The sequence below is a fragment of the Kluyvera sp. CRP genome (assembly GCF_019930565.1).
Lineage (GTDB): Bacteria > Pseudomonadota > Gammaproteobacteria > Enterobacterales > Enterobacteriaceae > Kluyvera > Kluyvera georgiana_A.
On the sequence record NZ_CP082841.1, the window covers coordinates 4,776,405 to 4,798,616 of the forward strand.

Below are 22,212 nucleotides of genomic sequence, written 5' to 3' on the forward strand. Positions count from 1 at the left end.
TTCGGTTACGATTTAGCCTTCGGCATCTGGGAAACCAGCGACAAATTCACGTCCATCCCTTCTACCTGGAAGTGCGGGATCGCATACAGCTTCACGCGGAAGAAGCCTGGGTTGTCCTCGATATCTTCCACCACCACTTTGGCGTCACGCAGCGGGTGAGAAGCTTGCAGTTCGTCGCCCGGATCGGTCATTTCGGTGACCAAACTGCGAACCCAGGTATTGAGCTCCAGCTCCAGCAGACGACGGTCTTTGGTGGTACCGATATTTTCGCGCTGAATGAGCTTCAGGTAGTGCGCGATGCGCGACAGCAGGAAGATATACGGCAGACGGGCATTGATGCGGCTGTTCGCGGTAGCGTCAGCGGTATCGTACAGCGCCGGTTTTTGGGCCGAGTTTGCTGAGAAGAAGCAGGCGTAATCGCGGTTTTTGTAGTAGCTAAGTGGAATAAATCCGAGGTTGGCGAACTCAAATTCGCGGGTTTCCGGGATCATCACTTCAGAAGGAATTTTAACCTGATTACCGGTCCCCAGATCATACAGATGAATAGGCAGGTCCTGCACCGCGCCGCCAGCCTGCGGGCCGCGAATTTGCACGCACCAGCCGTTGTTGATGAAGCTGCGCACCATGTTGGCGGCAAAAGCGAACGACGCGTTGGTCCACAGATATTTATTGTGATCCGGCCCCTTCACTTCTTCCACATAGTTAAAGCTGCGAACCGGCACGGTATCCGGACCATACGGCAGGCGCCCCAGCACGCGCGGCATCACCAGGCCGATATAGCGGGAGTCGTCCGTTTCGCGGAAAGATTTCCACTTGATATACTCGGCACGGTCGAAATAATTGCCGATATCTTTAATGGCGGCCACCTCTTCCATGGACTCTTTGAGGAAGAATTTCGGCCCGGCGGACCCGATAAACGGCATGTGGGCGGCAGCGGACACTTTCGAGATATTGCGCAGCAGGGCGACATCCTGCGCCGAAGCGTCAAACTCGTACGCCGAAATCAGCGCGGCGATGGGTTCTCCGCCCGGGGTGTCATATTCGTCAATATAGGTGTGCTTATACAGGCCGCTCTGAATGATTTCCGGGCTGTCTTCGAAGTCCTGACGCAGGTCGTCTTTCGACATATCCAGCAGTTCGATTTTGACGTTCTGGCGGAAATCCGTTTTATCGACCAGTGACTTCAGACCGCGCCAGACGCTTTCCGTTTTTTGAAACTCTTCATGATGCATTACCGCATCCAACTGACGACTAATCTGGTAATCAAGTTCAGCGATGTGGTGATCGATAAGGTTTTTATCGAGTTTTTCGACTCGTGAACCCGATTTGGTCAGGCATTCCAGGAACACCTGCATACCGGCGGTCAGGCGTTCATCCGCGGTGGCATCCGACATCGCCTGGGCATCCTGCCAGATATCCAGCGCGCTCAGTTCAGACACCGGGCTAAGATTGATTTTTTCAAACAGCGACGCGTACACCCCGCCCGCAGCAGGACGTTCCAGCACAACGCTGTCGCCAGCCGCGGCGTTTTCATTTTTTACAGACATGAGCATTCCTTGGTTAATCCGTGATTACCGGGTGACGGTTAGGGTTGTTTAGGGGCCAGGGCAGACAGTTCGGCGCGAAGCTCTGCGCTTAACGCCGGGTCCAGTAGGATTTTTTCCAGCTCTTTTCGGAAAGCCTGGTTATCTAATAAGTTGGCTTTTAAATCGCGCAGCAAATTACGCATCGAGAGCATGGCCTTCAGTTGCGGTATTTGACGGGAAACCTGTTCTGGCGTGAAATCTTTCATGCTCTGGAATGCAAGGCTGATGTTTTCTTCACTGCCATCATCTGCCAGCGTATTTTTAACGGTAAGATTTATTTTTGGGGAATATTCGGAAAGGACTGCATCAAAGTTGTTTTTATTAATATTAACCTTAACCCGTTCAGACAACGATGCATCCTCCTGACCGTTGCTGAAATCCCCCGCCACCAGCAGTTTTAGAGGTAATTCCGTCTTTTTCGTTGCGCCACCAGTATGCAGATCCAGCTTTAAGTTAATACGTGCCTTAGGCACCTCACTTTGGAAACTATCGCTCATCTAACCAACCCTCGTTGTTATACTCAATCGCCATAACGCGTGTAATACTTTTGCATGAAACAGCAGGATAATATTCGAGTCAAGATCAACTTTACAGATCTTAGATCTGTCAAATGCTGAATTTTAGGAATTTTCCTCCGAATTCTTCGTTCACACCTCAGAAAAAGCAGAGTTTTTCATTAATATTTACCTTGTTACCAGTGAGATATCCCAGGTAATAAAAAAGGTCTGGTTTATTTAGGCAATAAAAGAAGATAATTGATTTAAATCAATATAAAAATAAAACAACACCGAGAGCAGTATAAATAGGTGAATTAACATTTCAAGCAAGAAAAATTCCTAATTTGGACAGTTCCAAAATAAGAATTTTCACGTTAGAGAGTGCTCTTTTGAATAACGCAATCAATTTCCTGATCGAGTCTGATTGATGATTATGTTAAGCTAACTATCGGCAGGAGGTTACTCGGCTCCAGATTAGGATCGCAGAGATAATTTTTTCAATATCGGCAGATATCAGCAACGAGGTGAACAAAGGCGCATTTATGCCCGAGCCAGTCCTCACAACACACTGTCCTTGTCTACACATATCGAAATAGGTGAGGATAAGCCTCCTGAAGCGTCGTTGTTTTTAAAGCGAAAGAATAATAGTTGACCACTGAAAATCAAAACGTTCATCTTAAACATATTATTCTTGATGGTATCCGATTGATTTATTTTGGTCATACGCTGCGTTAACGCAATAAAAATGCATGAATACTGAGCGGCGATAGCGCCCGTCCTCATGCATTCTATCGCCACACAGCTCTTCAACCCATCATCGTCATGTGTTATCACCACCCCAGCGTCGTATTGCCCTTCGTGGTTTGTACAATTTCGCTGGTCGCTATCACACGCTGATAACCGAAGGTATCCGCGTATGTGGTCATGCCGGTGGTAGCATCTGCGACCGGTTTTCCCTGCGTGTCGATAGTTTTTCCCGTTCGCGTGGTCATGGTGTAAGCCGTCGTACAGCCAGAAAGAAGGCCCGTCAGCAGGATGAGCGTGAGGCAAGCGCGTTTACGCATAGTGAATCCCTGTTCAAATCATAAAACGCGAACGCTACGTGATTTCTGGCAAACAGGATGGATGATTGATGCGCTATCGTGTCGCAATGCCGACTGACGAAATCTCGCCATCGTCGTGCTTTGGAGAAACCCACCGGATGTGAACGGCGAGGCGGCCGAGACTTTCTTAATAATGACCGGAATGCAGAATAACGGCAGCAGGTGAAGAGAGAATGCCAGCGGCACGTGATTGATTAAATAAACAGTGCAAAAATCAACCAGGCTTCCACATCTGAACGCGGTTGCGCCCCTGTTTTTTTGCGATATACAACGCCTCGTCCGCCAGCTGAATTAATCGTTCATAATCCGGATGGCCGCTAAACATCGCCGCGCCAATGGATAGCGATAACAAAATTTCCTCACCGTCAGGCGCCTTCATTTTGGTTTTCTCTACGCGACTGCGGATACGTTCAGCGGTACGCAACGTATCGTGGGCGGTGGATTCCGTCAACACGATAATAAATTCATCGCCACCATAGCGAAAAACGTAATCGCTGCTGCGTACGTTGTCATAAAATACCTGCGAGACACGACGCAAAATTTCATCGCCGGTATTGTGCCCCCACGTATCGTTAATGTGTTTGAACCTGTCGACATCAATCACCAGGATCGATAACGGGGTCCCCACGCGGTTGGCATGGGCGATTTCTCGCTTAAAGATAGTCGGCAGAAAACGACGATTGAGCAGTCTTGTCAGCACATCCATCCCCACTTCGTGGCGGGATACCTCCTCAAACAACTCGCGTAGCAGCGTCGTAATCTGCGAAACGGTACTTCTGAGTTGCAGCAAAAACTTGTTGCGATGTGTCTTCGCGTTGAGTGGTTTAGTGGTGTCGTTAATAGCGGAAAGGATACCGTCGAAATCCTGTAGCAGGCGCGAAATATGCCCGACTTCGGCAATGCCGCTGAAATAGTGCCGACCTTTGTGATTAAACCACAGACCAAAATCAGACTGGCTCAGCGGCAGGGTATTACCGATATCGGCATCCAGTACGACCTTGTAAATAATCTCCAGCTCCCACGACAACAACGAAGAGATTTGTCGTTCTTTTTCCTCTTCGGCGTTTTCCAGCAACGAGAAAATCCGATAATTTTCATCCTCTTTAGCCATACTGCTTTCGCTAAAGGAAAAGGCACGCGACATAACCTCCATCGCCAAATCAATACTATTGATAGCAAAGTGATAAATTTGTAATTTATCTGCCGACGGTTGCGGGCCATAAATAATGACGGGATAGAGTAATTTTTTTAATACCCGGAATCCCATTTCAACCAACTCGACAGGGATACCGATGCGAGCGTGAACTTCCGCCACGGTATGCTGAGCAGCCATCAGTCCCTCAACGTCCTCTACATTGCAGGAGAGGATATCAATAAGCCATTTCTCTAGTGCGGTCTTAAGTTGTTTCTCAACCTGCTCATTGCTGAGAAACTCTTCAGCATGGGGATCGGCAAGGACCACGCGATAAAACTCCACGCTCAACGCCTGTGCATGGGCAACGGCAATATCGGCAGCCTGTTGTCTGATGTGAGGTTCCGTTTGGTCGAGCAGCGTCAGCCACTCCTTTTTCATTCTTTGCAGATACATCTCCATAGCCCACATCCCCGCAAGATAGATAAACGAGTGGTTAACTAACTATGGTTTCACTTGTTGTAAGACACAAGAAAGGGCGCTAACTCGCCATAAAAAAAGCCCCGTGGTCTCTCACGGGGCAAATCTTTCAGGGAAAACAGTTATCCACTTAGCGCAGGCCGAACAACTCTTTATTCCTTTGCTCCAGGTATTCTTCCATGGTCGCCAGCGCATTGATTCGACCAAAAGCCGCTAACAGGTATACGGTAGCCGACTGCTGTAGTGTCGTTTTGTCCGCCGTCTCCGTGATGCTGCTGGATAAAAACCAGGTGTTTGCCGCCTGCTGACACAGCGTTTTCACGGATTCCGGAAACTCTCGCGCCTCCAGTTCATGTAACAACCGACGGAATGCCGCATCACCTCGATTCTCCTCTCGTGCGTAAAAGATGATATCCATGATGACGTCCATAATGATGCGCAACTCTTCAGCGTAAATATTCATAGCGTTCTCGATACCACAGCACATCAGCGGTAGTTAAATGCATCAGAATGCGTATTTGATCCCCAGCATACCCTGTGTATCGCTATAGCCTTTATCCCCAATCTGCTGAGCGACATTTCCCCAGATATGCAGATTTTTGCCTATCTGGCCTTCAACGCCGGCTTTCAGCTCGCCGATATTGCGCGTTCCAGCCTGATAGTTCGTGACGCCATTCATGGCGACACCGTAGGACCGGGTGTTATAGATCCAGTTAGCCTCAACAAAAGGCTGGAATTCACGCTCTTTCCCCTCATCCACGGCGCTATGGCCTTTGATAAATGCCTTCATCCCCAACCGCGTTTGCAGATTACCGTCGCCTTTGTCTTCTACTCGCGTACCGTTGGCTTCCGTGTGGGTATCGGCCTTCACCCCCATCCACGTGAGTTGCGCTTTCGGCTGGAGCCAGTAGGTAGAACGCCCGTCGCTACGCTCTCCCATCAGGAAGCTATAGCCACCTTCAACGGAGGCGGTGATACCATCGGAATCGTATTTCTCGCTGGCTAATCCCTGGCCGTACACCTTGTTATTGAACCAGTTATACAAGATCCAGCTGTCCAGATAAGTACCGGTTTTGTTCTCATCATTGGCGTACCAGGTTCCATACAACCCGACGCTGTACCCCGTCACCTGACCGCGAGAGTGATAGCGACTGACATCAGAGCGCGTGTTGCTCTGATTGTTACCGTAGCCCGCCATCAGACCCAGATGCCAACGATCCAGACCGTCGGTACTCCATTGCGCCAGATCGCCGCCCAACTGCAAAACGTAGCGATTGCTTTGCGTGCTCAATTGGCCGCTGGAATCTTTAAAACGCGTGTGACCCCCAACATTACGCATCCACAGGCTGGTTGTTTTCACTTCTCCCGTCAGCATGTCTATATACTGCGTATCGCCCAGACGATCGTGCAGCCGGGTCGTAAACATCGTGTTAGCGGCGGCCAGGTTAGCAATATACGAACCACTTTCCGGACGCAGCGTCGGCTGTTCAGGCGCGGGAGGTTCGGGTATCGGTTTTTCAGGATCCGGTTGTTCAGGATCGGGGGGCTCTGGCGTTGCCGGTGCGTTCATCAAGAACCAGTTACTGTATTCAGTCCCTTCACCGCGACGTAATGCGTATTCATAGCTGCCTGCGACAATGCGCCCGGCCTGCACAAAATCGCCATCAGAAGCGCCGTCGACGTGAATGACTTCAATACCATTAATCGTCTTATCGCCACTCCCGCCCGCATTAGCCACGGCAACGCGTGTGGTTCCGGAGGTATCGCCCTGAACGACCAGTTTATCGCTAACCGAACTGTCATCACCGAGCACCGTATTGAGCTTCAGCAGACCATTATTACCGTGGTAGTTCCCGGCCACGGTCAGGATATTTCCCGCCGACGGGCCTGACCATGCCACTGTGCCATTGTTTAACGTCAGTGATGACAACACTGAATCGCCGGTCATCGTCCAGAGGCTACGCGAGCCATCCATTGTCAGCGCGATGGTCCCGGCATCGGCTGCCGAGGTGGGAAGTTGGTTAGAGTTGGTCACACCGGTAAACGCGCTATCCTCTGCCATATGCAGTTGGATCTGCCCGCCCTTATCCGCGACAATATCCCCATTAACGACATAGGTGCCCGCCACATCAGTCGCGGTGTTGAGATCGTAAGATTTCACCCGCGCTTCAGCGCCAGTCGCATAGATTGCCGAACCGGTTGCAACATTAATGGTGGCATTTTTGGCCAGGTAAATAGCGGCCTGCTGATCGGCCGTCGTCGAGGAAGCAAACAGTCCATTAGCCGTTGCTCCCGTCGCCGAAATATCCACATTTCCCAGAGAAATGGTACCCGCTGCGCGAGCATAGACCGCATGGGCGTTCTTACCCACCGTTTTAAGCGTACTATCTCCGTTCAGGAAAATTTCCGCCTTCCCCTTCACCGCCGTAGAGTTGGCTTCCGTATCCTGTCCTGCATAAACGGTATAGCCCGCAACAGTAGAGCCTGCGGAGGTGGTTTCAATGGTTGTTGGCCCATTAAGGGTGATGGTTGCCACCGCATTCGCATTGTTTACCGAGGCGTTAGCACGAACGCCCATTCCCGCCGCTTTAATATTGGTTTCATTATTCACCGTCACCCGAGAATAGTTTGCCGACAGTTCTCGTCCCAGGTTGATACCATCGGAACTGTAGGCACTGGTTATCGCATTGTAATTTTCAATGACGATATTACCGCCGCCGTTTTTGGTATGGATACCATCAGATAACATCCCAGAAGTGTTAACGGTGAGATCGTTAAACTTGTAATTTTCGCCGTTCATGTAAATAGCCCAGCCTTTCAGCCCGCTGGTTGACGCTATCGCATTGGTCGTGATAACCACTTCATCGTAGTTGGTATAGTCGCTGTTGTTGCCGTTTGGATTACCGGATGAGTAGTAATAGAGGGTGTTATTCGCATTTAGCGTGTTGGCATACACGGCACTCATGCTGATATTCGTCGCCAGCAATGCGACAGTGATACACAATGCTAACTTCCTGGGTTTTAAAGGTATCGGCATCATAATAAACTCCTTGTCTTCTTCCTTTTATGTCGCTGTTAGTGCCTGTTTTAATATTTTTTCAAGACGTTATTTTTCTCAATAATAGAAAAACGCGTTAACCATGGCGTCAACGTAGAGTTTTCTGGGGATACTTTTTATTCATTTTTAATATTTAGGGTGCAGGCCTCCCTCACCGCAAGGTGATTGCTATAAATATAGAGATAGATTATTTAGTCACATTTACACAGTGTGCGAAAACCGAAATAGCGTATTAATATCTGCGCCCATTTTTTTTTCCGCTCGACGCTTTGCGGCGTACACCGTTCGGATGTCGACATTGAGTTCGCTGGCCAACTGATTGCAGCCTTCGCCGGCGATCAGCCCGCTCAGCACAGAAAACTCCAGCGTCGACAGCACCTCTCCGCGAAAGAAAGCATCGCGTTGATAGATAAAACGTTTCTTTAATTTCTCACAGGCTATGCTTAATTTATCCTGTTGATATATGATGAGAAAAATGTCTTTGGAGTGCTTAAACCAATAATTTGCCAATGGTTTGAGGTATTTATCGCAAACGATAACAATTTTTAATTTTGTTTCACGTAAATAATCAATCCAGCGTTTATCGGTAAAACAACGCAGATAGCTGATAGAAAAATCAACAAAAATACACCCAAGGTACAGATAGTTATAGCTTTGCTTAAGAATCCCTTCCATGATCCCGAGAGAAAAATAGCCACTCGCTTCCGGCCAGGTACAAAAACAATAGTTCTGGCAAAATGAAACCCGCAGCGAAGTATTGGGCTTAACTTCACAGTTAGAAGGGCAACTCATACAGTTGATTCTTCCACAATCATTATTGAGCGACATCATTGTCCCCTCCTTATCCGTGATCGAATAATTTCATTGGGGTTAAATATTGTCAATATGCTTTTCTGAGTGAAAATTTTTATAAATATGAAGGTGAAGAATATTCTCATCCCTCTAAAGGTGGATGAAAAAATAACCATTTGGAACTAAAGGAAAAGAAAAGCGGAAAAAAAACTTCCGGGGAAGGACCAGGAATTCTGCGAATGTAAATCAGATAATTACTACAAAAAAACTCGACGGTACAATTAATTATTAGTGGTATTATTTTAAAATCAATAATTCATGGACATGACGAGAATATATATCATTTTGACAGGAAGTTTTTCTTCCTGAAAAGACGAGCACCCAGCATTAAAGATGAGTATTAATTATCATACAGAGGTCGCAGCCAAAACATCGAAGATAATAGTCAACACCGGAGCATAAATTGGAAGTGGAGCGACAGAGCGCTCCACATTTTTTAGAATTAATAACCGTCGGTGACGATTTTCGCGGCAGCCGCGAGCACGTCACGACGACTTTCTGCCTTCTGCTCCGGTTGGGTGAAGTAAGTGACCAGAATAAGCGGCGCACGCCCTTCCGGCCAGATGACGGCGATGTCATTCGTCGTACCATAATCACCGCTGCCGGTTTTATCCCCGACAACCCACGATGTGGGTAGCCCAGCCTGAATGCTGGCAGCACCGGTGGTGTTGCCTTTCAGCCACGTTACCAGTTGCGCACGCTGAGTTTCACCTAAGGCACTGCCCAACGTCAGATGGCGAAGCGTCTGCGCCATCGCTAATGGCGTGGTGGTATCGCGCGGGTCGCCGGGGATCGCGGTGTTGAGCGTCGGCTCAGTACGATCGAGCCGGAAGGTGTCATCCCCAATCGCACGGGCAAACGCCGTCACTTTATCCGGCCCCCCAAGATGGGCAATCAGCTTGTTCATGGCCGTATTATCGCTGTACTGCAACGCCGCGGCGCTCAATTCCGCCAGCGTCATCGTGCCGTTGACGTGTTTTTCAGCGATGGGATTGTAGTTAATCAGGTCCGAGGATTTAATCTCAACCTTTTGACTCAACACGTTCTTTTGCGTTTCACTTTGCTTGAGCACCGCCGCGACTGCCATCACCTTACTGGTGCTGCACATGGCAAAGCGCTCGTCGGCGCGGTAGAGCGTCTGTGCGTTATCGGCGGTGTCAATCAGCGCCACTCCCAACCGCCCCCCGCTGCTTTTCTCCAGCGCCGCCAGCTTTTGCTGAACGTCGTTCGCCTGCGCATACAGCGGCGCACTCCCCAGCAACAGCGAAATACAGGCCGTTGTCATTAGCATCATCCGCTTAACGCGATGTCTCATCATCTCAAACTCCTGAAAATTGAATCCGTGTGGCTGAAGTATTCACAGTCAGCACAAAAAGTAAAAAACAAAAATGCGCTTGCCCTCTCAATCCCCTGCGACCACTGCCGGGCAGTCAGTGAGAAAAGCATTTTCGGAATAACGCCAGAAAAATAGGCGTAAAATCAATAGGGTTTATAGCCCTGTTCAGAGCTAAACGAAGCGTCGCCAAAATGAAATTTATTACCGTATGAAATTAAAGTGTCGCCGAATCACGACAGTTGTAAGTAACTAAAAATTAATAAAAAAACCCCTCTTGTATCCCCCAATTTTTAGGCGTACATTAGCGCCATCTGGAGCACAACAGCACAGAATTCTGAGGTGATGCCAGCCACGAAAGAGGTCCGTTTTTTTCGTTGGTTGTTACCAGCTCGCAGTACCACCACCGTTCATAAGTGCGTAGAAAAAAGATACGCGGAGAGATGAGTCGTGAAATATTTCTTTATGGGCATTTCCTTTATGGTCATCGTTTTTGCCGGCACGTTTGCCCTGATGATCTAGTCGATAAAAATGCAAAAAAAACAGGAGCCATCTGGCTCCTGTTTGCATTTCTGCGACGGGAAAATTATCCCGCCGATTTTTGCTCTGACGGCAGCAGGCCGTCTGCGCGGAACATGGCTTTAATCCCGCGCACAGCCTGACGAATGCGATCTCGGTTCTCAATCAACGCGAAACGTACGTGGGTGTCGCCGTAGTCACCAAAACCGATGCCCGGCGAAACGCACACTTTGGCGTCCTGCAGCAGCTTTTTCGCGAACTCTAAGGAGCCCATCGCGGCGTAGTGTTCCGGAATTTTGGCCCACACGTACATTGACGCTTTCGGCATTTCAACCATCCAGCCAGCTTCATGCAGCCCCTTCACCAGCACATCGCGGCGACGCTTATACTGCGCAGCGATATCTCGTACGCACTGCTGATCCCCTTCCAGCGCGGCAATTGCCGCCACCTGCAGCGGGGTGAAGGTACCGTAATCGTGGTAGCTCTTAATCCGCGCCAGTGCGTTAACCAGCGTCTTGTTACCGACCATAAAGCCGATACGCCAGCCCGCCATGTTGTAGCTCTTAGAGAGCGTGAAGAACTCTACCGCGACGTCACGCGCGCCGGGCACCTGCATGATCGACGGCGCTTTCCAGCCGTCATACACGATATCCGCATAAGCCAGGTCATGTACCACCAGCACGTCATAGCGTTTAGCCAGCGCGACCACCTTTTCGAAGAACTCCAGCTCCACGCACTGGGCGGTCGGGTTCGACGGGAAGCCAAGGATCATCATCTTCGGTTTCGGGTAGCTTTCGCGAATGGCACGCTCCAGCTCGTTAAAGAAATCGACGCCTTCTACCAGCGGTACGGAGCGCACCTGCGCGCCAGCAATCACCGCGCCGTAAATATGGATGGGGTAGCTTGGGTTCGGCACCAGCACGGTGTCACCGTGATCGAGCGTAGCCAGCATCAGGTGCGCCAGCCCCTCTTTCGAACCAATGGTGACAATCGCTTCGCTTTCCGGGTCAATCTCAACGTCATAACGGTCCTGATACCAGCGCGAAATAGCACGGCGCAGGCGAGGAATACCGCGTGAGGTAGAGTATCCATGGGTGTCCGGGCGTTGGGCCACGGTGCAGAGCTTTTCAACAATGTGCGCAGGCGTGGCGCCATCTGGGTTCCCCATGCTGAAATCAATAATATCCTCGCCGCGCCGACGCGCAGCCATCTTAAGTTCAGCGGTAATATTAAAAACGTACGGGGGTAAGCGATCGATACGCGTAAAACGGCGTTCAGAGCTGGAATCAGCCATAGGTTCCTCAGGATTACGTTAGCGCCCGAACCGTTCGAGCGACGCTGCCACCGATGTGGCATGAACAGAAAATAACCTGAAAAAAATAGCGCTGTCGAGAGGGTAAGCGAAAAAATGTTGTATCGGTAAAAAGAGGAACTAATGAAAACAAGAATCATTCATTAAAATAAAGGATTCAATGGATATAAAACACAATGGTAACAATAAATTATCTATTGCTTTTCATTGCAGGTGGTTCAAGTCCTCCCTGAAGCGGCCATCTCTTCCTGTTCAATACGTTTGTCCTACAATCCCCTTTTAAAATTAAGGTTTTTCCCTATTCCGCGTACTGCTGGTCATCTGCCCCCGGGTTACTTATCATAAGACTTTACTGAAAACATTCGACGCCCCCATGCACGAAATATTCGATATGCTGCTCGCGGTCTACGACCGGGCCGCATTAATGCTGATTTGCCTCTTTTTTCTGATCCGCATCCGCCTGTTCCGCGAACTGTTGCACAAAACGGCCCATACGGCGAAAGAGCTGCTGGCCGTTACTGTCATTTTCTCGATGTTCGCCATCTTCAGTACCTGGTCCGGCGTGCCGGTGGAAGGCTCGCTGGTTAACGTTCGTATTATCGCGGTGATGTCAGGCGGGATCCTGTTTGGCCCGTGGGTTGGCGGCATCGTCGGGGTCATTGCCGGGATCCACCGTTACCTGATTGACGCAGGCGGCGTTACCGCCGTGCCGTGTTTTATCACCAGTATTATCGCCGGGATCCTGTCGGGGTTGATTAACCGTCGGGTACCGAAAGAGCTGCACTGGAAAATTGGTATCCTCGGCGGCATGCTGTGCGAAACCCTGACCATGATTCTGGTGGTCGTTTGGGCACCTACCATCGCGCTCGGCGTCGATATCGTGTCGAAGATCGGCATTCCGATGATTGCCGGCAGCGTGTGCATCGGTTTTATTGTCCTGCTGGTGCAAAGCGTAGAGGGCGAGAAGGAGGCCAGCGCCGCGCGTCAGGCTAAGCTGGCGCTGGATATTGCCAATAAAACGCTGCCGCTGTTTCGTCAGATTAACAGCGACACTCTGCGGCAGATTTGCGACATCATTCGTCAGGATATTCGCGCCGACGCCGTCGCTATCACCAATACCGAACGCGTGCTGGCCTATGTCGGCGTCGGGGAAGATAACTACCACAATAACGATGACTCCATTAGCCCGGTCACCCGTCAGGCGATTAACAACGGAGAAATCATCATAAAAAACAACGATGAAGCCTATCGCACGCCGGAAATTCACTCGATGCTGGTGATCCCGCTGTCGGAGAAAGGCGTGATTACCGGTACGCTGAAAATCTACTACTGCCACGCGCACCAGATCACCTCGTCGTTGCAGGAGATGGCCATTGGGCTGTCGCAGATTATCTCCACGCAGCTGGAAGTTTCCCGCGCCGAACAGCTGCGCGAGATGGCAAATAAGGCAGAGCTGCGCGCGCTCCAGAGTAAAATCAATCCCCATTTCTTGTTCAACGCGCTGAACGCCATTTCATCATCCATTCGCCTCAATCCGGACACTGCGCGGCAGCTCATTTTTAATCTGTCGCGCTACCTGCGCTATAACATTGAATTAAAAGACGATGAGCAGATAGATATCCGTCGGGAGCTGTATCAGATTAAGGACTATATCGCCATTGAGCAGGCGCGCTTTGGCGACAAGCTGACCGTTATCTACGATATTGACGATGAGGTGAACTGCGTGATTCCAAGCCTGCTGATCCAACCGCTGGTCGAGAATGCCATCGTGCACGGTATTCAGCGCAGTAAGGGTAAAGGCGTGGTGACCATCAGCATTGCCGAGTCAGGCAACCGCGTGCGCATTGGCGTGCGCGATACCGGGCCGGGGATCGATCCTCAGGTCATCGCGCGGGTGGAAGCCAATGAAATGCCCGGCAATAAGATTGGCCTGCTGAACGTTCATCATCGGGTTAAACTGCTCTACGGCGAGGGCTTGCATATCCGCCGCCTCGATCCAGGAACCGAAATCGCGTTCTACATTCCAAACCAGCGCACGGCCGTTCCGGCGACTGCCACATTATTGCCTTAACCCGGAGTCCCCATGAAAGTCATCATTGTCGAAGATGAATTCCTGGCGCAACAGGAGCTAACCTGGCTGATTCAGCAGCACAGTCAGATGGAGATTGTCGGCACCTTTGACGACGGTCTGGACGTGCTGAAATTTTTGCAGCACAACAAAGTGGACGCAATCTTCCTCGACATTAACATTCCGTCGCTGGATGGCGTGCTGCTGGCGCAGAACATCAGTCAGTTTGCTCACAAGCCGTTTATCGTGTTTATCACCGCGTGGAAAGAGCATGCGGTGGAAGCCTTTGAGCTGGAAGCGTTCGACTACATTCTGAAGCCGTACCAGGAATCACGCATCGTCAGTATGCTGCAAAAACTGGAGGCGGCCTGGCAACAGCAGCAATCGAGCATCGTCAGCAGCAGCCCCAGCGCGCCGCGGGAAAACGACACCATCAACCTGGTAAAAGATGAGCGCATCATCGTGACGCCGATCAGCGATATCTACTACGCTGAAGCGCACGAGAAGATGACCTTCGTCTACACCCGCCGCGAATCGTACGTGATGCCGATGAACATCACCGAGTTTTGCAGCAAGCTACCGAGTAGCCACTTTTTTCGCTGCCATCGTTCGTTCTGTGTGAACCTGAATAAAATTCGCGAGATAGAGCCGTGGTTTAATAACACCTACATTCTGCGCCTGCGCGACCTTGAGTTTCAGGTGCCGGTGAGCCGCAGTAAGGTAAAAGAGTTTCGGCAGATCATGCATTTGTAGCCACTGACGGGACATCGGCGGCAGAAAGAGCCCGGGGAACGCCCCGGGCTTTGTGTATTACAGCACCTGACCCAACGTCTGACGCAGATGCGCGCCAGAACCCAGCAGGCCCGGATTGTCGTGAATAATCAGATACACCGGGATCGGGTGTACGTAGTCTTTGAAACGACCTTTGTCTTCGAAACCGCCGCGGAAGCCGGAGGCTTTAAAGAACTCGAGGAAGCGCGGCACAATGCCACCCGCAATGTACACGCCGCCGAAAGTGCCCAGCGTCAACGCCAAATCGCCGCCGAAACGGCCCATGATCACGCAGAACAGCGACAGCGCGCGACGACAGTCAGTGCAGGTGTCTGCCAGCGCGCGTTCGGTTATGTCTTTCGGCTTGTAGTTTTCCGGCACCCGGTTGTCCGACTTGACGATAGCCCGGTACAAGTTCACCAGGCCAGGACCGGAGAGCACGCGCTCGGCGGAAACGTGGCCAATCTCTTCACGCAGCACTTCGAGGATAATCCCCTCTTCTTCGCTGTTTGGCGCAAAGTCAACGTGGCCGCCTTCGCCCGGCAGACTAACCCAGCGCTTGTCGACGTGAACCAGATGCGCCACGCCAAGACCGGTTCCCGCGCCGTAAACGGCGATCGGCTTGCCTTCAACCGGCTCGGTGCCGCCAAACTGAATCAGATGCTCTTTTTTCAGCATCGGGATCGCCATCGAGACCGCGGTGAAATCGTTGATGATTTCCAGGTGCGCGAACCCAAGGTTCTTTTTCATTTCCGCAATGGAGAACTGCCAGGTGTGGTTGGTCATCGCCACCCAGTCGCCGGTAATCGGGCAAGCAATGGCAATACAGCCGTCTTCCACCGACGCGTTATGCTCGTCGAGGTAGACGCGAACCACGTCTTCCAGGCTTGGGTAATCCAGGCCAGAATAGGTCTTCGCCTGCGAAATCTCACCGCTGGCAATATCGCACAATGCCAGACGCGCATTGGTGCCCCCAACATCACCCACTAAAGCAAACTTTGTCATTCCGTTACGGCTCCGCTAAAGTCAGAATAAATCTTTGCCACACTGTAAATTCAAGGCGCGTCAACAACAATGGCGATGACGTGAGCGCCCCAGGATTATCGATCCAGGTCACATTTTTTGCGTATTTTTTAACTGGTACAGAACGGGATAACCTGTAGAGCCGTATCGTTTCAGCACCATTTGCGCTGAACGTTGGCTCAGGAAAATGCAAAGTAAACTCAGTATTCAGCAAAAAGGATATCACCATGCTCCACCCGCGAGCCCGAACGATGTTGTTGCTCTCCATCCCCGCGGTATTGATTGGCGTCGCCTCCAGCCTGATTTTGATCGTGGTGATGAAGATCGCTGCGGTGCTCCAGCATCTTCTGTGGAGTAACCTACCGAATGCGCTCGGCATTGATATGAATTCGTCGCTGTGGATTATCCTGATGCTGACGATGACCGGTCTTGTCGTCGGGTTGGTGATTCGCTATAGCCCAGGCCATGCCGGCCCGGATCCCGCCAGCGAGCCGCTGATCGGCGCCGCGGTTCCCGTCGCCCATCTGCCTGGGCTGGCGATCGCCTTGATCCTCGGGCTCGCGGGCGGTGTGAGCCTGGGGCCAGAACACCCGATTATGTCGGTCAACATTGCGCTGGCCGTGGCGCTGGGCGCGCGCTTCTTCCCACGAGTCAGCTCGCTTGACTGGACGATTCTCGCCGCCGCCGGGACGATTGGCGCACTGTTCGGAACACCGGTTGCCGCCGCGCTCATTTTTTCCCAGACGTTAACCAGCAGTAACGACGCGCCGTTGTGGGATCGCCTGTTTGCCCCTCTGTTGGCCGCCGCCGCCGGCGCGTTGACCACCGGCCTGTTCTTTCACCCTCAGTTCTCGCTGCCCATCGAGCATTATCAAACGATGCGCCTCGTCGATATTTTCAGCGGCGCGATAGTGGCTATCATCGCCATCGCTATCGGTATGATTGGCGTCTGGTGCCTGCCGCATCTGCATGGATTAGTTCACCGTTTAAAACATCCGGTACTGATTCTCGGCGTTGGGGGATTTGTGCTGGGGATTATCGGCACGATTGGCGGTCCGTTAACGCTGTTTAAAGGGCTCGATGAAATGCAGCGGCTGACTGCCGGGCAAAATTTCGGCGCAGGCGACTACATGCTTTTCGCACTGAGTAAACTGGCGGCGCTGGTCGTCGCTGCCGCCTGCGGCTTCCGCGGCGGGCGCATATTCCCGGCGGTTTTTGTCGCCGTGGCGCTGGGTTTGATGCTGCATGCGCACGTTGAAGCGGTGCCGGCCGCGATTACCGTTTCCTGCGCCATTATGGGATTAGTGCTGGTGGTCACCCGCGATGCCTGGCTCAGCCTGTTTATGGCTGCGGTGGTCGTACCGGATACCACGCTGTTGCCGCTACTGTGTATCGTGATGCTCCCCGCCTGGCTGTTGCTGGCGGGGAAACCCACGATGATGGTGCCGCGTAAGCGTAAGGATTAACGGCCGCTATTTCGCGCCTCCAGCGCGTCGGTAACGGCTTTAAGCAGCGGAGGGATGTCCATTTTGGGGAGCATCACCTCCAGCAGCATTAGCCTGTCGCGGCGCGCAGCACGCGCCAGCGCGTCATTCAACTGCACGACGTTGCTCACCTTCCAGCATTCGGCCTGGCTGTCGAGGTTCAGTGCCTGTGGCAGTTGGGTCCAGTTCCACAGGCTGATCTCGTTATAGCGCTGCTCTGGCCCATGAATCGCACGCTCAACCGTATAGCCCTCATTATTGAGTAGCAGGATCAGCGGCCGTTGCCCGTCCCGCAGCATGGAGCCGAGCTCCTGAATGGTTAACTGCGCCGCACCGTCCCCCACCACCAGCACCACGCGCCGGTCCGGGCACGCCGTTTGTGCGCCGAATGCGGCGGGTAGCGTGTAGCCAATCGATCCCCACAGCGGCTGAACCAGCAAATTGGCGCCGGTGGGCAGCGTTAATGCCGCGATACCAAAGGCAGCCGTCCCCTGATCGCCCAGCACAATATCGTGCGGTTGCAGGTATTTCTGCAGCGTTTGCCAGAAGTGACGCTGGGTCAGATGCCCGGTGTCGAGCACCGTCGGCGAGGATATCCGCCGGACATCGGTGTGCCATGGGGCTAACTCTTCACTCAGCGTTATTAGCGCATCCACCGCCGCCTGCATGTCAATACCGCTAAACCAACGGGCGCCTACGCGAGCGGAAAACGGCTGTACCTCGATTGATTTTTCCGGCGCAATCCGGTGAGTAAAGCCTGCGGTGATGGTGTCGGTAAAACAGGTGCCGACGCAGATGATCGCCTCGGCATCCTCAATCGCTTCACGCGTTTGCGGCAGGCTCGCCCCGCCGCTGTACGTGCCGACAAACCCTGGCTGTTGTTCATCAAACAGCCCTTTCCCCATCAACAGCGTGGCGTGCGGAATGGGATGCGCACGCATCCACTGATTGAGCGTCGCCTGGAGACCAAATCGATGAGCCAGCACGTCCGCCAGCAACGACACATGCAGACATCCCTCCAGCAGGCCGCGCGCATGTTTAACAAAATCCTTAAGTTGGGCCGTATCCGATACCTGGGGCGCTGCGGTGAGAGCGCTTACAGGTTTCGCCGTCGGCAACGCGGCAACATCGGCGGGGAGCAGCAGATAGCCCGGTCGACGATGGTGCATCACCGCCTGCAGCACGCGGTCGATCTCCTGGCAGGCGTTGCGCGCCGTCAGCACGCCCTGGGCGACGGAAATTGGCGCACTCATCTGGCGGAAATGATCGAAGTCGCCGTCGCCTAACGTGTGGTGCAAACATTCGCGACGCTGCTGTGCGCCGGTACAGGGCGCTCCGACAATATGCAGCACCGGAACGTGCTCGGCGAAGCTACCGGCCACGCCGTTCAGCGCGCTCAGTTCACCCACGCCGTAGGTGGTGAGCAGTGCACCACAGCCCTGCATTCGCGCGTAGCCATCGGCGGCATAGGCGGCATTCAGTTCGTTGGCGCAGCCCACCCAACGAAGCGTGCGGTGAGCAATGACGTGGTCAAGAAACTGGAGATTGTAGTCTCCAGGTACGCCAAACAGACTCTCGACGCCGCAGTCAGCCAGACGGTCAAGCAGGTAATCTGCCACGGTATAGGACGAAGCCATGGTGCCACTCCTTCAGCCGGTTATTTCTTTGAGTATTGAAGAAGTGTTAAGCGTGTCCAGTATTGATAAGAAAGTCGTCTGGAAAGCAAATTTTACAGATTTCAGCTGTGTACGAGTCGATGGACATTCGCTAGTGTAAGCGTATACACAAGCGGATATTCTGGAGGACACAATGGTTTATCAGGCAAGTCGCGCGCGTTACGAGACCATGAAGTTTCAGCGCTGCGGCAACAGCGGCCTCAAGCTTCCCGTGGTTTCACTGGGGCTGTGGCATAACTTTGGCGATGAAACCCACGTAGAGAACAGCCGCCAGCTGCTGCGCCACGCATTCGATCTGGGTATTACCCATTTCGATCTCGCCAATAACTATGGACCGCCTCCCGGCTCTGCTGAGAGTAACTTTGGCCGCATTCTGCGTGAAGATTTTCGCCCTTACCGCGACGAACTGATTATTTCCACTAAGGCTGGATACACCATGTGGGACGGTCCCTACGGCGACTGGGGTTCACGTAAGTATCTGATTTCCAGCCTTGACCAGAGTCTGAAGCGCATGGGGCTTGAGTATGTGGATATCTTCTACCACCATCGCCCGGACCCTGAAACGCCGTTACTGGAGACCATGCGCGCGCTGGATCACGTCGTCCGTCAGGGCAAAGCGCTGTACGTTGGGCTTTCCAACTACCCGGCGGAACTCGCACAGCAGGCAATTGACATACTCAACGATCTGGGCACCCCCTGCCTTATTCATCAGCCGAAGTACTCCATGCTGGAACGTGGGGTGGAAAGCGGCCTGTTGAATGTGCTACAGCAGGAAGGGGTCGGCTGTATCGCCTTCTCGCCGCTGGCCGGTGGGCAGCTTACCGACCGTTACCTGAACGGCATTCCCGCCGATTCTCGCGCCGCGAGCGGTAGCATCTTCCTCAAGCCAGAACAGCTCACCGATAGCAAGCTTGAGGCCGTTCGCCAACTGAACGTACTGGCGGAACAGCGTGGACAAAAACTCTCGCAGATGGCACTGGCGTGGGTACTGCGTCAACAGGCGGTCACCTCGGTTCTGATTGGCGCCAGCAAAATTTCACAGCTGGACGATGCGGTGGGTATGCTGGCAAACCGTCATTTCAGCGCCTCAGAGTGTGCCGAAATTGATGCCATTTTGCGCAGCATAAAATAACAGCATTTTTAGCAAAAAGTGCTCTCTCCTGGCGGTTTAAGAGTTAACCCAATAATTCGAGTGTTTACCGAATTGTAATATTGCGTTAACAGGCCTTTCTGGCCACGATCGTATAGGAGAGAAGTATGTTCAGGTCACTGATTCTGGCGGCAGTGTTGTTAGCATCGGCCCCGATGTTCGCTAATGCTGGTGAAATCACCCTGCTGCCATCCATAAAATTACAAATTGGCGATCGCGATAATTACGGTAACTACTGGGATGGCGGCCGCTGGCGCGACCGCGATTACTGGCATAAACACTGGTATCGCCACGACAACGGCTGGCACCGCGGTTGGGATAAACGTAATAAAGCCTACGAACGTGGCTATCGCGACGGTTGGGGCGACCGTGATGACCATCGTGGACGCGGGCGCGGTCATGGACACGGCCACGGACATGGTCGCCACTAATTTCGGTTATTCAGGCACAGCACGCTATGCCTGAATAACCAATCAAAGAGCCTACGGGCTCTTTTTTTATGGTCAAATCCTGCGCTTCTTATTTATCAGCATTTGCCCTTGAGCAAAAAAATCCTGCCAGTATCTTATCCTCAAGATATTTCACGTCAGGATTAACATCATGAATGCTAATTTTAAAAATGAAATTCAGACATTCGGTCGTTCACTACTGTTACCTATCGCGGTATTAGCTCCCGTCGGGATGGTAATGGGAATCAGCTCGGCGCTTGGCCAGAGCTATATGATCGATAAACTCCCATTTCTGGGAAATGATATTTTCAAAGCTGTTTTATCGTCTCTGGGTTTAATCAGCAGCGTCGTTTTTAATAATATTCCATTATTATTTGCGATGGGCGTTGCCTACGGCATGTCGAAAAAAGAAAAAGGCATTGCGGTATTTGCCTCGGTCGTCGCCTATTTAACGTTGCTGATTGCCATGCACGTTCATCTGAAGCTCGCGGGAACCCTGGCGAAAGAGGATCTTTCACTGGTGGGCCAGGGCATGGTGCTCGGCGTCCAGACGCTAAAAATCGAGGCCTTAGGCGGTATTATCGCAGGCCTGCTGGCGGCCAAAATCACCGACCGCTTCTATCGACTACAGTTGCCTCTGGCCTTTGCATTCTTCAGCGGCAAGAAATCAGTGGCGATTCTGGCAATTGCCTTTGCGATTCCGGTTGGGCTGATCATCCCCTTTATCTGGGATCTTTTCACCGCAGGAATGCGCGCCGTCTCAACCATTATGATGGCGCCGGACATTGGTGCCGGTATCTACATGACGCTTAACCGTCTGCTGATACCGTTCGGCTTGCATCACGTCCTGAGCTCCACCGTACGCTTCACCGCCGCGGGCGGTACCTACCTTATTGATGGGCAAACCTACGTCGGCATTTTGCCTGCCATGAATAAGATCCTCTTTGAACTGGGCCCTTCACATCCTGCGTGGCAAGAATATATGCCTACGTTGACCAGCTACCTGGCCTCCTCGCAGATGTTGACGACCCTGTTCCGCGTGCCCGCCATCGGCCTGGCGATGTATCATATGGCTTATTTCAAAAACAAGAAATTTGCCAAAGGGATGATTCTCACCGTCGTTCTCACGGCCATGCTGGGGAATATTACCGAGCCGCTGGAATTCTCCTTCCTGTTTATAGCGCCAAAACTGTTTATCGTTTATGCGGTGCTGTGCGGGTTACTCACTATCCCACTACAGATGCTGGAAGTCTCCATCGGTTATATTCGCGGTACCATTTTCGACTTCGGCATTTTTGGCTTGATGTACGAAAATACGCATTGGGTAAATTTAATTCTTCTCGGTATTGTGAACTTCGTCGTGTTTTATTTCGTGTTCCGTTTTGCAATCGGTAAATTCGATATCAAAACGCCGGGCCGTGAAAGTGAAATTGCCGATAGCACCTTACTGAACAATAAAGAGTACGACAAAGTCGCCGCCATGGTGATTGAAGGTCTCGGCGGCCGGGATAACATCAAACGCGTCGAAAACTGTGTTTCTCGTCTGCGCATCGATTTGCAGGATCAGAAGAAAATCAACATGGATATCCTCAAAGAATCCGGCTCGTTGGGAACCTTTATTCCCTCCAGCAACCATGTGCACGTGGTCTTTGGCCCACACGTAGAATTTGTTCGCAACGCGGTTGATGACCGTATTGTCGGCGCGAAATAAACAACCAG

18 protein-coding genes are annotated in these 22,212 nt (G+C 52.0%); 7 read left to right on the forward strand and 11 right to left on the reverse strand.

The genetic code is table 11. The features are described 5' to 3' along the window. Positions 1-5: 5 nt before the first annotated feature. The 8 genes from tssC to blaCTX-M form a co-directional block, all read right to left on the reverse strand. Positions 6-1,553, reverse strand: a complete 1,548-nt coding sequence (gene tssC, locus K7B04_RS22615) for a type VI secretion system contractile sheath large subunit (protein ID WP_167575303.1) — start codon at positions 1,551-1,553, stop codon at positions 6-8. Positions 1,554-1,585: 32 nt separating this feature from the next. Further along, positions 1,586-2,083 (reverse strand): type VI secretion system contractile sheath small subunit, encoded by a 498-nt coding sequence (gene tssB / locus K7B04_RS22620; protein WP_163449220.1) that lies wholly within the window; start codon positions 2,081-2,083, stop codon positions 1,586-1,588. An 830-nt stretch (positions 2,084-2,913) separates the two neighbouring features. Further along, complete coding sequence (locus K7B04_RS22625) at positions 2,914-3,147, reverse strand: YgdI/YgdR family lipoprotein (RefSeq protein WP_167575302.1); 234 nt, start codon at positions 3,145-3,147, stop codon at positions 2,914-2,916. Between the two features lie 253 nt (positions 3,148-3,400). Then, entirely contained in the window at positions 3,401-4,780 is a 1,380-nt protein-coding gene (locus K7B04_RS22630) for a diguanylate cyclase (protein ID WP_223803079.1), read from the reverse strand. A gap of 148 nt (positions 4,781-4,928) precedes the next feature. Continuing rightward, on the reverse strand, positions 4,929-5,261 hold the full coding sequence (locus K7B04_RS22635) for a hypothetical protein (protein WP_223803080.1): 333 nt from the start codon (positions 5,259-5,261) through the stop codon (positions 4,929-4,931). Between the two features lie 42 nt (positions 5,262-5,303). After that, positions 5,304-7,802, reverse strand: coding sequence for an autotransporter outer membrane beta-barrel domain-containing protein (locus tag K7B04_RS24535; protein WP_275957280.1), 2,499 nt, complete (start codon positions 7,800-7,802; stop codon positions 5,304-5,306). Positions 7,803-8,057: 255 nt separating this feature from the next. After that, positions 8,058-8,687: a LuxR C-terminal-related transcriptional regulator gene (locus K7B04_RS22645; protein WP_114267054.1), complete on the reverse strand. Its 630-nt coding sequence runs from the start codon at positions 8,685-8,687 to the stop codon at positions 8,058-8,060. 463 nt (positions 8,688-9,150) lie between these two features. Further along, positions 9,151-10,026, reverse strand: coding sequence for a CTX-M family extended-spectrum class A beta-lactamase (gene blaCTX-M, locus K7B04_RS22650; protein ID WP_223803081.1), 876 nt, complete (start codon positions 10,024-10,026; stop codon positions 9,151-9,153). Positions 10,027-10,491: 465 nt separating this feature from the next. Here blaCTX-M and ypdK point away from each other — a divergent pair, with 465 nt between their 5' ends. Further along, complete coding sequence (ypdK, locus tag K7B04_RS22655) at positions 10,492-10,563, forward strand: membrane protein YpdK (RefSeq protein ID WP_100249902.1); 72 nt, start codon at positions 10,492-10,494, stop codon at positions 10,561-10,563. A gap of 64 nt (positions 10,564-10,627) precedes the next feature. Here ypdK and alaC read toward each other — a convergent pair whose 3' ends face one another. After that, a complete protein-coding gene (gene alaC / locus K7B04_RS22660; RefSeq protein WP_163449402.1) occupies positions 10,628-11,854 on the reverse strand; it encodes an alanine transaminase in 1,227 nt (408 codons plus the stop codon). A gap of 391 nt (positions 11,855-12,245) precedes the next feature. Between alaC and K7B04_RS22665 the strand changes: the two genes are divergently transcribed. Both K7B04_RS22665 and K7B04_RS22670 read left to right on the forward strand, forming a co-directional pair. Further along, entirely contained in the window at positions 12,246-13,943 is a 1,698-nt protein-coding gene (locus tag K7B04_RS22665) for a sensor histidine kinase (RefSeq protein WP_163449401.1), read from the forward strand. Positions 13,944-13,955: 12 nt separating this feature from the next. Continuing rightward, positions 13,956-14,693 carry a LytTR family DNA-binding domain-containing protein gene (locus K7B04_RS22670; protein WP_064543751.1) on the forward strand — a complete coding sequence of 246 codons (738 nt, stop codon included), beginning with the start codon at positions 13,956-13,958 and terminating at the stop codon, positions 14,691-14,693. 57 nt (positions 14,694-14,750) lie between these two features. On the opposite strand, the gene glk is transcribed toward K7B04_RS22670, so the two are convergent. Continuing rightward, the gene (gene glk, locus K7B04_RS22675) at positions 14,751-15,716 is read right to left on the reverse strand and encodes a glucokinase (protein WP_163449400.1); all 966 of its coding nucleotides are present in this window, start codon (positions 15,714-15,716) and stop codon (positions 14,751-14,753) included. Between the two features lie 245 nt (positions 15,717-15,961). Between glk and K7B04_RS22680 the strand changes: the two genes are divergently transcribed. Continuing rightward, complete coding sequence (locus K7B04_RS22680) at positions 15,962-17,200, forward strand: ion channel protein (RefSeq protein ID WP_167575293.1); 1,239 nt, start codon at positions 15,962-15,964, stop codon at positions 17,198-17,200. Here K7B04_RS22680 and K7B04_RS22685 read toward each other — a convergent pair. After that, positions 17,197-18,855, reverse strand: a complete 1,659-nt coding sequence (locus K7B04_RS22685; protein WP_223803082.1) for a thiamine pyrophosphate-binding protein — start codon at positions 18,853-18,855, stop codon at positions 17,197-17,199. The genes K7B04_RS22680 and K7B04_RS22685 overlap by 4 nt on opposite strands. Positions 18,856-19,027: 172 nt before the next feature. On the opposite strand from K7B04_RS22685, the gene mgrA reads away from it, so the two are divergent. From mgrA to K7B04_RS22700, 3 genes are all read left to right on the forward strand, one after another. Further along, positions 19,028-20,026 (forward strand): L-glyceraldehyde 3-phosphate reductase, encoded by a 999-nt coding sequence (mgrA, locus tag K7B04_RS22690; protein ID WP_223803083.1) that lies wholly within the window; start codon positions 19,028-19,030, stop codon positions 20,024-20,026. 125 nt (positions 20,027-20,151) lie between these two features. Further along, positions 20,152-20,475, forward strand: coding sequence for a DUF2502 domain-containing protein (locus K7B04_RS22695; RefSeq protein WP_163449396.1), 324 nt, complete (start codon positions 20,152-20,154; stop codon positions 20,473-20,475). Between the two features lie 169 nt (positions 20,476-20,644). Then, the gene (locus tag K7B04_RS22700) at positions 20,645-22,204 is read left to right on the forward strand and encodes a PTS transporter subunit EIIC (protein ID WP_064543735.1); all 1,560 of its coding nucleotides are present in this window, start codon (positions 20,645-20,647) and stop codon (positions 22,202-22,204) included. Positions 22,205-22,212 lie beyond the last annotated feature (8 nt).

Bases quoted from the DNA above. Each gene is read 5' to 3' on its own strand.
- tssC (WP_167575303.1), bottom strand. From the start codon at position 1,553: ATGCTCATGTCTGTAAAAAATGAAAACGCCGCGGCTGGCGACAGCGTT.
- tssB (WP_163449220.1), bottom strand. From the start codon at position 2,083: ATGAGCGATAGTTTCCAAAGTGAGGTGCCTAAGGCACGTATTAACTTA.
- K7B04_RS22625 (WP_167575302.1), bottom strand. From the start codon at position 3,147: ATGCGTAAACGCGCTTGCCTCACGCTCATCCTGCTGACGGGCCTTCTT.
- K7B04_RS22630 (WP_223803079.1), bottom strand. From the start codon at position 4,780: ATGGAGATGTATCTGCAAAGAATGAAAAAGGAGTGGCTGACGCTGCTC.
- K7B04_RS22635 (WP_223803080.1), bottom strand. From the start codon at position 5,261: ATGAATATTTACGCTGAAGAGTTGCGCATCATTATGGACGTCATCATG.
- K7B04_RS22645 (WP_114267054.1), bottom strand. From the start codon at position 8,687: ATGATGTCGCTCAATAATGATTGTGGAAGAATCAACTGTATGAGTTGC.
- blaCTX-M (WP_223803081.1), bottom strand. From the start codon at position 10,026: ATGATGAGACATCGCGTTAAGCGGATGATGCTAATGACAACGGCCTGT.
- alaC (WP_163449402.1), bottom strand. From the start codon at position 11,854: ATGGCTGATTCCAGCTCTGAACGCCGTTTTACGCGTATCGATCGCTTA.
- K7B04_RS22665 (WP_163449401.1), top strand. From the start codon at position 12,246: ATGCACGAAATATTCGATATGCTGCTCGCGGTCTACGACCGGGCCGCA.
- K7B04_RS22670 (WP_064543751.1), top strand. From the start codon at position 13,956: ATGAAAGTCATCATTGTCGAAGATGAATTCCTGGCGCAACAGGAGCTA.
- glk (WP_163449400.1), bottom strand. From the start codon at position 15,716: ATGACAAAGTTTGCTTTAGTGGGTGATGTTGGGGGCACCAATGCGCGT.
- K7B04_RS22680 (WP_167575293.1), top strand. From the start codon at position 15,962: ATGCTCCACCCGCGAGCCCGAACGATGTTGTTGCTCTCCATCCCCGCG.
- K7B04_RS22685 (WP_223803082.1), bottom strand. From the start codon at position 18,855: ATGGCTTCGTCCTATACCGTGGCAGATTACCTGCTTGACCGTCTGGCT.
- mgrA (WP_223803083.1), top strand. From the start codon at position 19,028: ATGGTTTATCAGGCAAGTCGCGCGCGTTACGAGACCATGAAGTTTCAG.
- K7B04_RS22695 (WP_163449396.1), top strand. From the start codon at position 20,152: ATGTTCAGGTCACTGATTCTGGCGGCAGTGTTGTTAGCATCGGCCCCG.
- K7B04_RS22700 (WP_064543735.1), top strand. From the start codon at position 20,645: ATGAATGCTAATTTTAAAAATGAAATTCAGACATTCGGTCGTTCACTA.